Genomic DNA, 13099 nt, shown 5'->3' with positions numbered 1-13099 from the left:
AAATTACCGCTTCAGCCTGGTTACATGGTGCGAGGGTCGGGTAGGCACGCTCGTCCTTTCTGCCGTCACGACGGGGTGAGCAGCCATGCCCAAGCGGGTAACCACGGAACCCGGTCGCGATCGGGGCCCGGCGATCCTGGCACCGGCCCGCTTCGGGGGCTTCCCCGGAGCGCTGCGGGCGCCGGTCCCCGGCAACTCCCTGATCAAGTTCCTCGCCACCACAGACCACAAGCAGATCGGCCTGCTCTACCTGCTGACCTCCTTCGGGTTCTTCCTGTTGGCCGGCCTGCAGGCGATGCTGATGCGCGCCGAGCTGGCCCGCCCGGGCCTGCAGTTCCTCTCCTCCGAGCAGTACAACCAGCTCTTCACCTCGCACGGCGCGGTGATGCTGCTGCTGTTCGCCACGCCCGCGGCCTTCGGGTTCGCCAACTTCATCGTGCCGATCCAGATCGGCGCGCCGGACGTGTCGTTTCCCCGGCTCAACGCGCTCGCCTACTGGCTGTACCTGTTCGGCGGCCTCATGGTGGTCGGCGGTTTCCTCGCGCCGGGCGGCTCGGCGGACTTCGGGTGGACCGCGTACAACCCGCTGAGCAGCGTCGAGAACAGCCCCGGTGTGGGCGCGAACATGTGGGTCGTCGGCCTGGTCCTCTCCGGGCTGGGCACCATTCTCGGCGCGGTCAACCTGATCACCACGATCCTCACCCTGCGCGCGCCCGGGATGACCATGTTCCGGATGCCGATCTTCACCTGGAACATGCTGTTCACCAGCGTGCTGGTGATCCTGGTGTTCCCGCTGCTGGCCGCCGCACTGCTGGCCCTCTCGGCCGACCGCCTGCTCAACGCGCACGTGTACGACGCCGTGACCGGCGGACCGATGCTCTGGCAGCACCTGTTCTGGTTCTTCGGCCATCCCGAGGTCTACATCATCGCGTTGCCGTTCTTCGGCATCATCACCGAGATCATCCCGGTCTTCTCCCGCAAGCCGATCTTCGGCTACACCGGTCTGGTGCTGGCCACCATCGCGATCACCGTGCTGTCCATGACGGTCTGGGCGCACCACATGTTCGCGACCGGCCAGGTGCTGCTGCCGTTCTTCAGCATCCTGAGCTACCTGATCGCGGTGCCCACCGGGGTGAAGTTCTTCAACTGGATCGGCACCATGTGGAAGGGGCAGCTGACCTTCGAGACGCCGATGCTGTTCGCCATCGGCTTCCTGGTCACCTTCCTGCTCGGCGGCCTCACCGGCGTCCTGCTGGCCAGCCCTCCGGTGGACTGGCACACCCACGACAGCTACTTCGTGGTGGCGCACTTCCACTACGTCGTGTTCGGCACCGTGGTCTTCGCCCTGTTCGGCGGCTACTACTTCTGGTGGCCGAAGATGACCGGCCGCCTGCTCGACGAGCGGCTCGGCAAGGCGCACTTCTGGACGATGTTCATCGGCTTCCACGGCACCTTCCTGGTGCACCACTGGCTGGGCGCCGAGGGCATGCCCCGCCGGTACGCCGACTACCTGCCCAGCGACGGCTTCACCACGCTGAACACCGTCTCCAGCATCTTCGCCTTCATCCTGGGCCTGTCCACGCTCTTCTTCATCTACAACGCCTGGAAGTCCTGGCGGTACGGGGCCATCGTCACGGTGGACGACCCGTGGGGCTTCGGCAACTCCCTGGAGTGGGCGACCACCTGCCCACCGCCGCTGCGCAACTTCGACAAGATGCCCCGCATCCGCTCGGAACGCCCGGCGTTCGACCTGAAGTACGGTCCCCTCGTCGCCGACCTGGGCCGGGACCTGCCGCAGCGCACCACGAAGCCACCGCAGCAGTTCGGCGACGAGATTCACCTGGAGCACCACGCGCCGGAGTCACCCGCCGCCGAGGGCGCGCACGGCGCCCGGGACGCGGTCGCGTACCAACCGGCGCCGGAGTCCGGCGCCCGCCCGGTCGACGTGCCGGAGCCCGAGGGCGTACGCCGGCCGAGCTTCGAGCAGAGCGACGCGCCGAAGGACGCCGAGGACGCGCCGAAGCCGCACGAACGCTGGCGGCACCCGCACAGCGACGGCGAAACCGAAGAACACTGACCTCCGGTACGCGCAAAAGGGCCGACACCTTGCGGGGTGTCGGCCCTTCGTTCGTCCGTCGTCGGTGTGCGGTCAGTCCCGGGCGGGCGCCAGGCCGGCGGCGGTGAGCGAGCGGCGCACCGCGGGCTGCACCCGGGTCAACCGCAGCGGCACCCCGGTACGCTCCGCCGCGTCCCGCCCCGCCATCAGCGCGGCGATCCCGCCGGCGTCGAAGCCGCCCGCGCCGACCAGGTCGACGACGACCTCGCTAGGCTGGCCGTTGACGGCCTCCAGCATCGCGCGGCGCAGTTGGTCCGCGCCGTCCCGGTCGATCTCACCGCCGACCTCGACGACGACCCCGTCGCCGTCCTGCCGTATCGAGATGCGGGTCTTGCCCGGGTCCGGTTCGGCGGCCCCGTTCTGCCACGGCGGTGGCGCGTCGGCGAGCATCGCCTGCCGCAGCCAGGTCAGCGCCCGCGACAGCAGCCGGGAGACGTGCATCTGCGAGATGCCGAATCGTGCGGCGATCTCCGCCTGGGTCTGGTTGCCGTAGAAGCGCATGGCGAGGATGCGGCGTTCGCGCCACGGCAGCCGGTGCAGCAGGCCGCTCACCGTCACCCGGTCGTCGACCGATTCCAGCGCGTTGTCCGACTCCCCGACCAGGTCGCCGAACTCCGCGGAGCTCTCCCCGCCGACCGGCGCGTTCAGCGACGCCGGGCTGTAGCCGGCCGCCGACTCCAGCGCCGCGAGGATCTCCTCCTGCGGCGTCTCCAGTCGGGCCGACAGCTCGGCCACCGACGGCGCCCGGGACAGCTCGCTGGTCAGTGCGGCGGTGGCCTGCCCCACCTCCAGGATCAGGTCGCGCAACCGCCGGGGCACGTGCACGCCCCAGGTGCGGTCCCGGAAGTGCCGCTTGATCTCCCCGACGATGGTGATCGCCGCGTACGCGGTGAACGAACCCCGTTCCGGGTCGTACCTGTCGACGGCGTTGACCAGCCCGAGGCGGGCCACCTGCTCCAGATCCTCCAGCGGCTCCCCCCGGCCCCGGTAGCGGCGGGCCAGTCGCCCGGCGAACGGCAGCGCGAAGCGCACCAGGTCGTCCCGGGCCTCCCCCCGCCGCTCCGGCGGCAGCCCCGCGATGCGGGCCGCGTACGCGAGTGCCGCCGCGTCCAGATCCTCCAGACCGCGCTCGGTGGGTGGTGGTGTGGTCGTGGTCGTGCTCGTCTGTCCGAACATCCGCGCCTCCCTCAGGAAGGTCCCCCGCCCGGATCGGGAAACCGGTCGTGCGCGTGGTCGAGCCACGCACCGGGCCGGAAAGTGGGTCAGTGACTGGGATGCCAGCGGGCGACAACGCATGTACGCGGCGCAGTCAGGCCGTCGCAGCCAGCGATGTTCCCGCTCCGTAGGTACTCAATCACGGGACCCCGGGTTCGCGAGGAAGTTTCGGCGTCCTCCCCTCAGGAGACGAGCAACCCCTGGTGGCCGCCACTGTCGCGGAGCACCGACAGGGCCTCGACGGCCCCCAGCGGGGGCGGAGCGGGCAGGTCGTACGGCTGGGCGCGCAGAACCTCGGTGGCCCGGCGCGTCGGCACGGACGTCACCGGATAACCTCGGGCGGAGGTCCGGTCCAGCGCGCGCCGCCGCCTGCCGAAGCCCGCGACGGCCAGCCACTGCGGCAGCCCGGCCAGGGCGGGCGAGCGCATCCCGGGAGGCTCGGGCAGCACGTCCACCGAGCTGAACGCCTCGCTGCCGGCCAGCCACCACTCGGCCTCGTCGACGGTGCGCCGGGTGGCGTTCTCACACCAGTACGGCACCATCCCCGCCCGTACCACCTGCCACGGATCGAGCAGCCGGCCGCATTCCACCACCAACCGGTCACCGGTCTTGCCGGCGGCCCGCAGCCACCGTCGGTACAGGTCGGCCACACCCGCGCTCAGCGCCGCCGGCCGGGGCGTCAGCACCCGGTGCAGCGGGTGCCCGTGCCGGGTCGCGAAGTCGCGCGCCGCCAGCTCGAAGCCGGACTCCATGCCGTGCTCGGCGTCGCCCGACGGCACCGACACCTCCGGCGACGCCCACCCGGTGGCGTCCCCGCCCACGGCGCGCAGGACCTGCCGCAGGGCGTGACTGTCGGGGTGGAAGTCGACCGGGTCCAGCCCACTGGCCGGGCAGCCGACCTGGAAGCTGTGTCCCGGGCCGCGCTCCGACACGGGCCAGGTGCGGGCGTCGCGTACCAGCAGCACCGGGGCCCCCGCGTCCAGCCGGTCGGTCAGGAACTGCCCGTACGCGGCCGGCAGTGCCCGCCAGCGGGCGACAAGCGACACGGTGACGCCGGTCAGCGATCCCCGGCTGGCCGGGCAGTGCACCTGACGCAGGTGCACGTCGGGGTTGCCGGCGAGCAGCCGTTCGGCGAGCGCGCCGCCGTGTTCGACAGCCGCGTCCGGGCGGTCCACGGCGCCGTCGCTCCAGTGGGCGGTCATCTCGAAGCCGGCGGGCAGCCACGGCACGCCGAGGGCCACCGCGAGGTGGGCCGCCGCACCGTGCGGCGAACCGATGAGCACACCCGGGTAGCTCCGGCGCGGGTACTGGTCGACGAACCAGCGGGCCACGCGTGCCGCATCCACCTCGCCGACCTGGTCGACGGTGAGGGCGACCCGCCCGGCGGCCCGGCTCACCGCCGCGCGGCGTACCGGTTCGGGGGCGCCCGGGAACCGTGACGCGGGCCCGGTGTGCCCGAGGTCGGCGCAGTCCACGCCGCGCAGCGCCCGGGCGGTGGCGGCGACCAGTACCCGGGCGGCGCTGCCCTGGGCCACGACCCGGTCGCCGGCCAGACCGGCGCCGTCGGCCGTCAGCCCCTTGTGCACCTTGTGCACCGGGCCCACCTTGCCTCGTTCGCTCACCACGCGGCCCGGCTTCCCGTCCCGATGGGGTTCAAACGGGGCATCACCCACCCGGCGGCAACAATCCACAGGTCAGCGGCGTTCGGCGACGATCAGCCCCGGGCGGCGGGAGGGGGCCGGCGGGGACGATCCGACAGGTGGGGCACACGGCGTCCGCACGGGGTTTCGTCGCCGCGGGGGCGGGCACTTCCCGGCCCATGCACACCGAGGACACCGGCGAGTCCGCCGCCACGATCACCCCGTACGAGGATGGACCGCTGCTGGTCCGCGGCGACTTCTCCCTGGTCACCCCGGACGGCGAGCGGATCGACGCCCGCCGCGGCACGGTGGCGTTGTGTAGGTGTGGCAAGTCGGCGCTCAAGCCGTTCTGCGACGGCACCCACAAGGTGGTCAACTTCCGCGCGGGCACGGGTCGCCAGGCGTGACGCGACAGCGCCGCGCCTCGTGACGCAGCCTCGTCAACGCACGGGCGCCCGGGTGCGGCAGGCCCGTCCAGGCCGTCAGACGACGACGGGCCGGGCAGCCGGCGGCATCACAGCGGCGGACGCCGGCACGGCGAGCGAGACGGTCGGCGGCGCGGCCGGCGGCGCGGGTGCCCGCAGTGAGCTGCGGCCGGCGGCCCAACTGTCCAGCAGGTGCGCCGCGAACAGCCGGTCCACCGCGAGTGCCGCCGCCGCGCCGAACAGCACGTCGGGGGCGAGTGCGGGCTCGGCACGGATCAGGCCACCGCACAGGTCGTGGGCGGCGATCTGCTCGTGCACCGCGTCGGCCTCCACGTGCTCGTCGTAGAAGCGGGTGGCCACCTCGTCGAAGCCGAGCCGGCGCAGGCCGTTGCCGTAGCGGCGGTTGGGCAGGGACGAGGTCATCTCGAAGGCCGCCAGGTGCCCGAGCAGCGCGCCGCGCAGCCGCCGGTGCAGCCCGAACAGCGACATCAGGTTGTTTGTCGCCAGCGTCACGGCGGGCACCGCGTCCAGGTGGGCGCCGTAGCCGGTGTCCATGCCCAACCGGTCGAGGGTGCGCCGGAACAGCTCGGCGTGCATCCGGTCCAGCCGGCCGTTGCCGTACTCGTCGGTCTGGATCTCGACGAGGGCGGCCTTGGCGGGACCGCCGAGACGCGGCAGCGCCCAACTGTGCGGGTCGGCCTCGCGGAGGTGGTAGACGGAGCGGTGGGCGACGAACTCACGGAACTGGGTGAGGTCGGCGCGTCGCTGGAGCGTGGCGGCCAGCGGCGGCCCGTCGTCGGCCGCGACCAGGTCGCCCAGCCCGGCCGCCACCCCGCCGGCCGGCACCGCCGGTGCGCCGACCAGCCGGCGCAGCGCCGCCTCGAAGGGGCGCTCGGCGCGGGCCCGCAGAGCCAGCAGCGTGGGCTGCCACTCCCAGTCCTCGTCCACCCCGCGCCAACCCCGATAGTGCAGCTCGTAGCAGAGGAACAGGGTCAGTTGCAGGTCCTCGTCGCTGAACGGGTCCGCCGGGTCGAGGTCGACGCCCAGGCCGGGCGGCAGGTCGTGCGGCGGTCGGCGCAGCGCATCGGTCACCGCGGCGGACAGCGGACCGCGTGACCGCGGCAGGCGCGCGGGACCGTAGCGGCGGTCGGCGGGCTCCGGCATGTGACCTCCAGCGTCGTCGGGCCGCTACTGATGCCCTGATGAGGTACGCCTAAACGAGATCCTCGACGGCCACGGCCTGCTCCACCTGCTCGCGGACCCGCCGGGCGGGCTCCCCCTCGTCGTACAGGCCGCGCAGGTCGGCGAAGGCCGGCTCCGGGGGCGCCAACGACACCGCCGGGTCGACTACCGCCTCCAGGACGCACGGGCGGTCCGCGGCGAGCGCCTCGTCCCAGGCGGCGCCGACCAGTTCCGGGCGGTCCACCCGGACACCGTGCAGCCCGAGCAGCCGGGCCCAGCCGGCGTACGGCACGTCCGGGCGACGGTGGGTGGGGTCGGACGACGGTTCCCGGCCACCGCCCATGCCGTTCTGGTCGCGGTTGTTGAGCACGAGCACCACCAGCCGGGGGTCGGTCCACCGCTGCCAGTGGTGCGACACCGTGATCAGCTCGGCGAGGCCGTTGAGCTGCATGGCTCCGTCGCCGAGCAGCGCGATCACCGGCTGGTCGGGCGCGGCGAGTTTGGCGGCCACCGCGTACGGCAGGGCGCACCCCATCGAGCCGAGGGTGCCGCAGAGCTGCGCGTTCACCCCGGGTGGCAGGACGAGGTGGCGGGCGTACCAGTAGAGAACCGAGCCGACGTCGACCGCGACCGAGCCGCTCTGCGGCACCCGGGTGGAGAGTTCCTGGAGCACGAGCTGCGGGTTGATCGGTTCGGCAGGCGCGGCGGCCCGGTCGACGGCGGTCGTACGCCACCTGTCGACAGCGCTCTCCACGGTGGCACGCCACTGCTGCTGAGGTCGGGAGGGCACCCGGGCCAGCAGCGCCCGCAGCGTCTCGGCGGCGTCACCGACAAGTGGCACGTCGGCCGGATACCGGCTGCCGATGCGGGTGCCGTCGATGTCGATCTGCACGGTCCGGGCCTGGTCGGGCATCGGGAAGTAGTCGGTCCACGGGTCGTTGGTGCCGACCAGCAGCAGCGTGTCGCAGCCGCCCATCAGCTCGGCGGCGGCCGGCGTGCCGACCTCGCCGAGCACCCCGGCGTGGAAGGGCAGCCGCTCGTCGAGGACCGGCTTGCCCAGCAGTGACGTGGCCACCCCGGCGCCGAGCCGGTCGGCCAGCTCGATGATCTCGGCGGCCGCGCCCCGGCCTCCCTGGCCCACCAGGATCGCGGTGCGCTGGCCGTTGCCGAGCACCTGCGCGGCGGCGTCGAGGTCCGCCTCGTGTGGCAGCACCCGGGCCAGCGGCTCGCCGGGAGTCGCCGTGATCACGCCGGCCGCGTACGTCCCCAGGTCGGGCACCAGGGCCTCCTGCAGGTGCCGGGGCAGCACCACGCAGGTCGGGCTGCGGGTCGCCGCCGCGGTGCGGAACGCCTGGTCCAGCAGCGCCGGTACGCTCTCCGGGCTGCGGCCGTACTGGACGAACTGGTTGCACACGTCGCCGAAGAGCCGGCTCAACCCGATCTGCTGGTGTGCGCCGCCCAGTGGGCCGGTGACGTCCTCGCCGACGATCGCCACTACCGGTTTGCTGTCCAGCTTCGCGTCGTACAGGCCGTTGAGCAGTTGTACCGCGCTGGGCCCCTGGGTGGCCAGGCAGACCCCGATGCCGCCGGTGAACTTGGCGTGCCCGGTGGCCATGAACGAGGCGGTCTCCTCGTGCCGGGCCGGGACGAACGCCGGGTCGCCGCCGGAGCGGTCCAACGCCTCGACAAGCGGGGCGATCGCCGCGCCGGGGTAGCCGAAGGCGCGCGGGACCCGCCACGCCCGCAGCCGCTCCACCACCAGGTCCGCGACGCGACGCTCAGCCATTGCCGCGCCCCGGGGTGCCCTCGTCGACGTAGCGCAGCACCGCGCCCACGCCTTCGGTGAGCTGGGGCGCCTCGTCCGCGCCCAGCACTGTCAGCGCCGCGTCGGTGCCGACAAGCGCCCGTACCAGCGCCGCGTCGGCGCGTACCCGCTGCGGGTCGCCCACCGACATCGCGCTGAGCTGGGCCGGGTCGACGGCGATCTCGGTCGCCTCCGGGCCGATCCACAGCTCGCCGTTCGCCGACGGGTCGTCGACGATGAGCATGGTGTCGACCTGGTTGCGTTGCAGGGCCGAGACGACGGCGTCGAGGCCGGCGCCGACGTCCTCCTGCACACCGAACCGGTCCAGTGCCGCGGTGATCCGCTGGTCGGCGACCTCCGCGATGGTCTGCACGGTGAGGTCGTCGAGCATTGTCTGGTCGGCGCCGCCGGCCCGGGACCCGGCGTCGGTACGCACCACCAGGTCCTGCCAGCGCTCCGGCATCTGGGCGGCGATCATCCCGGTGGCGCGGACGTCGCCGGCCACCACCACCACGTCCGCGCCGACCCTGTCGGCCAGCTCCACCGTCGCGGCGGTCACGTCGCCGGCGTTCTGGTGCCACGCCTCCATGGCGGCCCGCTGGTAGCGCGACTGGGACCAGCCGCCGGGCTGCACGCGGCGCAGCGGGAAGCTGTCCCGGCCGGCGACGTGCGCCCGGCGGGGCACCCCGCCCGCGCTGACCGCCATCGCGTCACCGCCGGTGCGGTCGGCCACCACCCGGACCCAGGCCACCTGCTCGCCGCGCTGGGCGAGCAGCGGCATCACGTGCGGCAACGGGTCGAAACTGGCCAGGTCGCGCAGCGGCGGCGCGGACAGGTACTCGGAGAGCACCACCCGCCCGTGGCTGGCGAAGACGGCCAGGCCGTAGTCCCCGACCATCGGGTCGTGACCCCGGATCACCCGGTCCAGCGCGGCGATACTCGCCTCGTCGGCGCCCTGTTCGGCAAGGCGACGTTCCAGGGCACGCCAGCGCAGGTCCAGTGCCGGGTGGGCGTCCTCCGTGTCGGCGGAGGCGTCCAGGTACACCGAGCACCACGGCCCGGGTCGGTCGTAGAGCGGGCGCAGGAAGGACAGCTGCATGCTCGACCCCTTTCCAGCTCGGCCCCCCGCTTACCCTGCTCGCCCGGGATGTCACCTCGTGGCCGTGAGCCCGTGACCAGGTTTCATTCACGTCGTTCAACCGGGGACATCGATACGATCAGTGAACACAAGCGGACTCTCGGTGGTGGGGATGGACAGCGGACTCGATACCCGACGGATCGTGCACCCGACGGAGCGGATCGTCACCGGGCGGTTGGTGCGCCTGCTCGACGGCTACACACGTGAGATACGCGTCGGCCAGCCGGTGCTGGTCGCGGTGCTCGCCGCGGCGGCGTTCGCCCGGCTGCCGGCCCTGCTGCTGCGGGCGCTCTTCTCGTTCGGCGGCGGGGGCACGCGGCGGCGCTGGAAGGAGCTGAAGCAAGGCCCGGAGTATCTGGTGACGCCGGTCCGGCTGCGCAACACCGCGGGTCAGCTCTGCGAGGTGGAGATGCACGGGCACCTGCCGCAGAGCGCCCTGCACCCGGCCGATCAGGTGCAGCTCACCCTGCGCCCGCAGCGCGACCCGGAGTTGCCGCCCCGCATCGAGAAAATCGTCAACCTCACCACCGGGCAGTTGCTCACTCCCCGTACCGCGACGCTCTGGTCGCATCTCGGCCCGCCGCTGCTGTTGCAGGCGGTACTGGGCGCGCTGCTGCTCGCCGGCGTGGTGGCCTGCTCCACGCTCACCTGAGCCGTCGGCCCGCGTTTCCCGGCCCGCCCCGGCGGGCAACGGCAGCGCATGTTTCCCGGATTCGCCCTGGACGAGATCGACGTCGGCCCGGTACGCCTACGGGTGCGCCACGGCGGCTCCGGTTCGCCCGTGGTGCTGCTGCACGGTCATCCCCGCACCCATGCGACCTGGCACCGGGTGGCGCCGCTGCTCGCCGAGCGGCACACGGTGATCTGCCCGGACCTGCGGGGGTACGGCGGTTCGACGAAGCCGGCCGAGACGGCCGACCACTCCGCGTACTCCAAGCGGGCGATGGGCCGCGACGTGGTCGCGCTGCTCGACGCGCTCGGCCACGAGCGCGCCGCAGTGGTCGGCCACGACCGTGGGTCGTACGCGGCGATGCGTACCGCCCTGGACCATCCGGAGCGGGTCAGCCGCCTCGCTGTGCTCGACGGGGTACCGATCGGGGCGGCGCTGGCCACCTGTGACGCCCGGTTCGCCGCCCGCTGGTGGCACTGGTTCTTCCTGGGCCAGACCGACAAGCCGGCGGAACGGGTGATCAACGCGGACCCGGACGCCTGGTACGGCGGCTCCCCCGCCGAGATGGGCGAGGAGGCGTACGCGGACTACCACCGGGCCATCCACGACCCGGCGACTGTGCACGCGATGTGTGAGGACTACCGGGCGGGCCTGGGGCCGGACCGCGCGGCTGACGACGCCGACCGGGCGGCCGGGCGGAAGATCTCCTGCCCGGTGCTGTTCGTCTGGTCCGAGCGCGACGACATGGTGGAGTTGCACGGCGATCCGGCGGCGATCTGGCGGGAGTGGGCCGACGACGTGCGGGCCGCGTCTGTCGACTCGGGTCACCACATGGCGGAGGAGGCGCCGGAGGCCCTGGCTGCCGTGCTGGGCGACTTCCTGGCCGACTGAGCGCTCAGCCGACGGCGGCGGGCTCGCGGGTCGGTTGGCTGTCGACCCCGAGGATCCCCCGGCGGCGGGCCCAGCGCTCGAAGGCCAGGGTGGCGAACGGTGGAACGGCGCAGGCCAGCGCCACGAGGGTCACCGGCAAGCTCCACCGGCGCAGCCGAGCCACCGCGAGCACCAGCAGCCCGTACGCGATGAACAGCCCGCCGTGGATCGGGCCGAAGATCTTGACGCCCAGTTCGTTGTCCGGCGGACCGTACTTGACCGCCATTCCGACCAGCAGGGCCAGCCAGGAGCACGCCTCGGCGATCGCCGCCGCGACGAACAACCGGGTCACCTTCTCGCGCATCCGGACGCCACCACCTCTCGGGCGGCAATGCTAGCGGTACGGCCGTTGGCGCCCCCGCCGACCACGCAGCGTGCGACAGGGGTCACGGCGCTCGCGACTGGGTAGGAAAGGACTCTCGGGTCTTCCCCCGCCCGTCGGTCCCGTGCGAGGTTGGGGGGTACCAGCGGTGACAGGGTGGTGACCATGGGCGAGGATGTCGGCGTTCGGACGTTCAGTCGGGAGGATCGGGCTCGTTACCGCGAGAAGGTGCGTAACTGCCTGGACGTCTTCGCGGAGATGTTGCGCGAGTCGCGGTTCGACATCGACCGGCCGATGACCGGCCTGGAGATCGAGCTGAACCTCGTCGACGAGGCGTCGAACCCGGCGATGCGCAACGCCGACGTGCTGGCGGCCATCGAGGATCCGAGTTTCCAGACGGAGCTGGGCCAGTTCAACATCGAGATCAACGTGCCGCCGCGCCGGTTGACAGGCACCGGCACCGCCGGCTTCGAGGAGTACGTGCGGGCCAGCCTCAACGCCGCCGAGGAGAAGGCGCGGACGGTAGGCGCGCACATGGTCATGATCGGCATCCTGCCGACGCTGCGCCCCGAGCACCTGACCGCCGAGACGCTCTCGGCCAACCCGCGCTACAAGCTGCTCAACGAGCAGATCTTCGCGGCGCGGGGCGAGGACCTGCCGATCGCCATCAGCGGCGTGGAGCGCCTGGCGGTCACCGCCGACACCATCACGCCGGAGGCCGCCTGCACCAGCACCCAGTTCCACCTCCAGGTCAGCCCGGCGCAGTTCGCCGACTACTGGAACGCCGCCCAGGCGGTCGCCGGCATCCAGGTGGCGCTCGGCGCGAACGCGCCGCTGTTCTTCGGCCGGGAGTTGTGGCGCGAGACCCGCATCCCGCTGTTCCAGCAGGCCACCGACACCCGGTCGGAAGAGATCAAAGCCCAGGGTGTACGCCCCAGAGTCTGGTTCGGCGAACGGTGGATCACCAGCGTGTTCGACCTGTTCGAGGAGAACGTCCGCTACTTCCCGGCGCTGCTGCCGGTGTGCGACCCGCAGGACCCGGCGCAGACGCTGGCGGCCGGCGAGGTGCCCAACCTCGCCGAGCTGCGGTTGCACAACGGCACGATCTACCGCTGGAACCGCCCGGTGTACGACGTGTCGCGCGGTCGGCCGCACCTGCGGGTGGAGAACCGGGTGCTGCCGGCCGGGCCGACAGTGCTGGACACCATCGCCAACGGCGCCTTCTACTTCGGGTTGGTCCGCGCTCTGGCCGAGTCGGACCGGCCACTGTGGTCACAGATGTCGTTCAGCGCGGCCGAGGAGAACTTCACCAGTTGCGCCCGGCACGGCATCGACGCGCAGGTCTTCTGGCCCGGCCTCGGTTATCTGCCGGTCACCGAGCTGGTGCTGCGCCGGCTGCTGCCGATGGCGCACCACGGCCTGGACCGGTGGGGCCTCGACCCGGTCGAGCGCGACCGGCTGCTCGGCGTCATCGAGCAGCGCTGCCTGACCAGTCGCAACGGCGCGACCTGGCAGGTGGAGACGCTGCACCGGTTGGAGTCCGCCGATCACCTGGACCGGCCGGAGGCGCTGCGCGAGGTGGTCCGGCACTATGTGGAGCTCATGCACAGCAACCGGCCGGTGCACGAGTGGCCCATCCCCTGACGCGACGCCACGG

At 72.5% G+C, this 13099-nt stretch carries 11 protein-coding genes; 5 read left to right on the top strand and 6 right to left on the bottom strand.

The features are described 5' to 3' along the window. The first annotated feature begins 85 nt into the window (after positions 1-85). On the top strand, positions 86-2077 hold the full coding sequence (ctaD, locus tag ACLQ26_RS28795) for a cytochrome c oxidase subunit I (RefSeq protein ID WP_425747478.1): 1992 nt from the start codon (positions 86-88) through the stop codon (positions 2075-2077). A gap of 72 nt (positions 2078-2149) precedes the next feature. Here ctaD and ACLQ26_RS28790 read toward each other — a convergent pair whose 3' ends face one another. Both ACLQ26_RS28790 and ACLQ26_RS28785 read right to left on the bottom strand, forming a co-directional pair. Beyond that, complete coding sequence (locus ACLQ26_RS28790) at positions 2150-3292, bottom strand: SigB/SigF/SigG family RNA polymerase sigma factor (RefSeq protein ID WP_393292980.1); 1143 nt, start codon at positions 3290-3292, stop codon at positions 2150-2152. Positions 3293-3513: 221 nt separating this feature from the next. Continuing rightward, complete coding sequence (locus ACLQ26_RS28785) at positions 3514-4926, bottom strand: hypothetical protein (RefSeq protein WP_425747477.1); 1413 nt, start codon at positions 4924-4926, stop codon at positions 3514-3516. Between the two features lie 224 nt (positions 4927-5150). Here ACLQ26_RS28785 and ACLQ26_RS28780 point away from each other — a divergent pair, with 224 nt between their 5' ends. Continuing rightward, positions 5151-5378 (top strand): CDGSH iron-sulfur domain-containing protein, encoded by a 228-nt coding sequence (locus ACLQ26_RS28780; protein WP_425747476.1) that lies wholly within the window; start codon positions 5151-5153, stop codon positions 5376-5378. A 75-nt stretch (positions 5379-5453) separates the two neighbouring features. Here ACLQ26_RS28780 and ACLQ26_RS28775 read toward each other — a convergent pair whose 3' ends face one another. Genes ACLQ26_RS28775 through ACLQ26_RS28765 form a run of 3 tightly spaced genes read right to left on the bottom strand, consistent with a single transcriptional unit; the run spans position 5454 to position 9481 of the window. Next, positions 5454-6560 carry an iron-containing redox enzyme family protein gene (locus ACLQ26_RS28775; protein ID WP_425747475.1) on the bottom strand — a complete coding sequence of 369 codons (1107 nt, stop codon included), beginning with the start codon at positions 6558-6560 and terminating at the stop codon, positions 5454-5456. A 49-nt stretch (positions 6561-6609) separates the two neighbouring features. Next, entirely contained in the window at positions 6610-8364 is a 1755-nt protein-coding gene (locus ACLQ26_RS28770; RefSeq protein ID WP_425747474.1) for a thiamine pyrophosphate-binding protein, read from the bottom strand. After that, positions 8357-9481, bottom strand: coding sequence for a Vms1/Ankzf1 family peptidyl-tRNA hydrolase (locus tag ACLQ26_RS28765; protein ID WP_425747473.1), 1125 nt, complete (start codon positions 9479-9481; stop codon positions 8357-8359). Before ACLQ26_RS28765 ends, ACLQ26_RS28770 begins: the two co-directional genes overlap by 8 nt. 142 nt (positions 9482-9623) lie before the next feature. Between ACLQ26_RS28765 and ACLQ26_RS28760 the strand changes: the two genes are divergently transcribed. After that, the gene (locus ACLQ26_RS28760; protein ID WP_425747520.1) at positions 9624-10172 is read left to right on the top strand and encodes a hypothetical protein; all 549 of its coding nucleotides are present in this window, start codon (positions 9624-9626) and stop codon (positions 10170-10172) included. Between the two features lie 48 nt (positions 10173-10220). After that, the gene (locus tag ACLQ26_RS28755) at positions 10221-11081 is read left to right on the top strand and encodes an alpha/beta fold hydrolase (protein ID WP_425747472.1); all 861 of its coding nucleotides are present in this window, start codon (positions 10221-10223) and stop codon (positions 11079-11081) included. A gap of 4 nt (positions 11082-11085) precedes the next feature. On the opposite strand, the gene ACLQ26_RS28750 is transcribed toward ACLQ26_RS28755, so the two are convergent. Continuing rightward, a complete protein-coding gene (locus tag ACLQ26_RS28750; RefSeq protein WP_425747471.1) occupies positions 11086-11424 on the bottom strand; it encodes a DUF3817 domain-containing protein in 339 nt (112 codons plus the stop codon). Between the two features lie 183 nt (positions 11425-11607). Between ACLQ26_RS28750 and ACLQ26_RS28745 the strand changes: the two genes are divergently transcribed. Continuing rightward, positions 11608-13086, top strand: coding sequence for a glutamate--cysteine ligase (locus ACLQ26_RS28745; protein ID WP_363685650.1), 1479 nt, complete (start codon positions 11608-11610; stop codon positions 13084-13086). The last annotated feature ends 13 nt before the right edge of the window (positions 13087-13099 follow it).

The sequence above is a fragment of the Micromonospora sp. DT43 genome (genome assembly GCF_049841645.1).
Taxonomy (GTDB): domain Bacteria; phylum Actinomycetota; class Actinomycetes; order Mycobacteriales; family Micromonosporaceae; genus Micromonospora.
Note: the sequence above shows the minus strand (reverse complement) of the source record. Positions and strands in the feature narration are given on the sequence as shown.

Excerpts from the sequence above, each read along its gene's own strand:
- ctaD (WP_425747478.1), top strand. The coding sequence starts at position 86 with ATGCCCAAGCGGGTAACCACGGAACCCGGTCGCGATCGGGGCCCGGCG.
- ACLQ26_RS28790 (WP_393292980.1), bottom strand. The coding sequence starts at position 3,292 with ATGTTCGGACAGACGAGCACGACCACGACCACACCACCACCCACCGAG.
- ACLQ26_RS28780 (WP_425747476.1), top strand. The coding sequence starts at position 5,151 with ATGCACACCGAGGACACCGGCGAGTCCGCCGCCACGATCACCCCGTAC.
- ACLQ26_RS28775 (WP_425747475.1), bottom strand. The coding sequence starts at position 6,560 with ATGCCGGAGCCCGCCGACCGCCGCTACGGTCCCGCGCGCCTGCCGCGG.
- ACLQ26_RS28770 (WP_425747474.1), bottom strand. The coding sequence starts at position 8,364 with ATGGCTGAGCGTCGCGTCGCGGACCTGGTGGTGGAGCGGCTGCGGGCG.
- ACLQ26_RS28765 (WP_425747473.1), bottom strand. The coding sequence starts at position 9,481 with ATGCAGCTGTCCTTCCTGCGCCCGCTCTACGACCGACCCGGGCCGTGG.
- ACLQ26_RS28755 (WP_425747472.1), top strand. The coding sequence starts at position 10,221 with ATGTTTCCCGGATTCGCCCTGGACGAGATCGACGTCGGCCCGGTACGC.
- ACLQ26_RS28750 (WP_425747471.1), bottom strand. The coding sequence starts at position 11,424 with ATGCGCGAGAAGGTGACCCGGTTGTTCGTCGCGGCGGCGATCGCCGAG.
- ACLQ26_RS28745 (WP_363685650.1), top strand. The coding sequence starts at position 11,608 with ATGGGCGAGGATGTCGGCGTTCGGACGTTCAGTCGGGAGGATCGGGCT.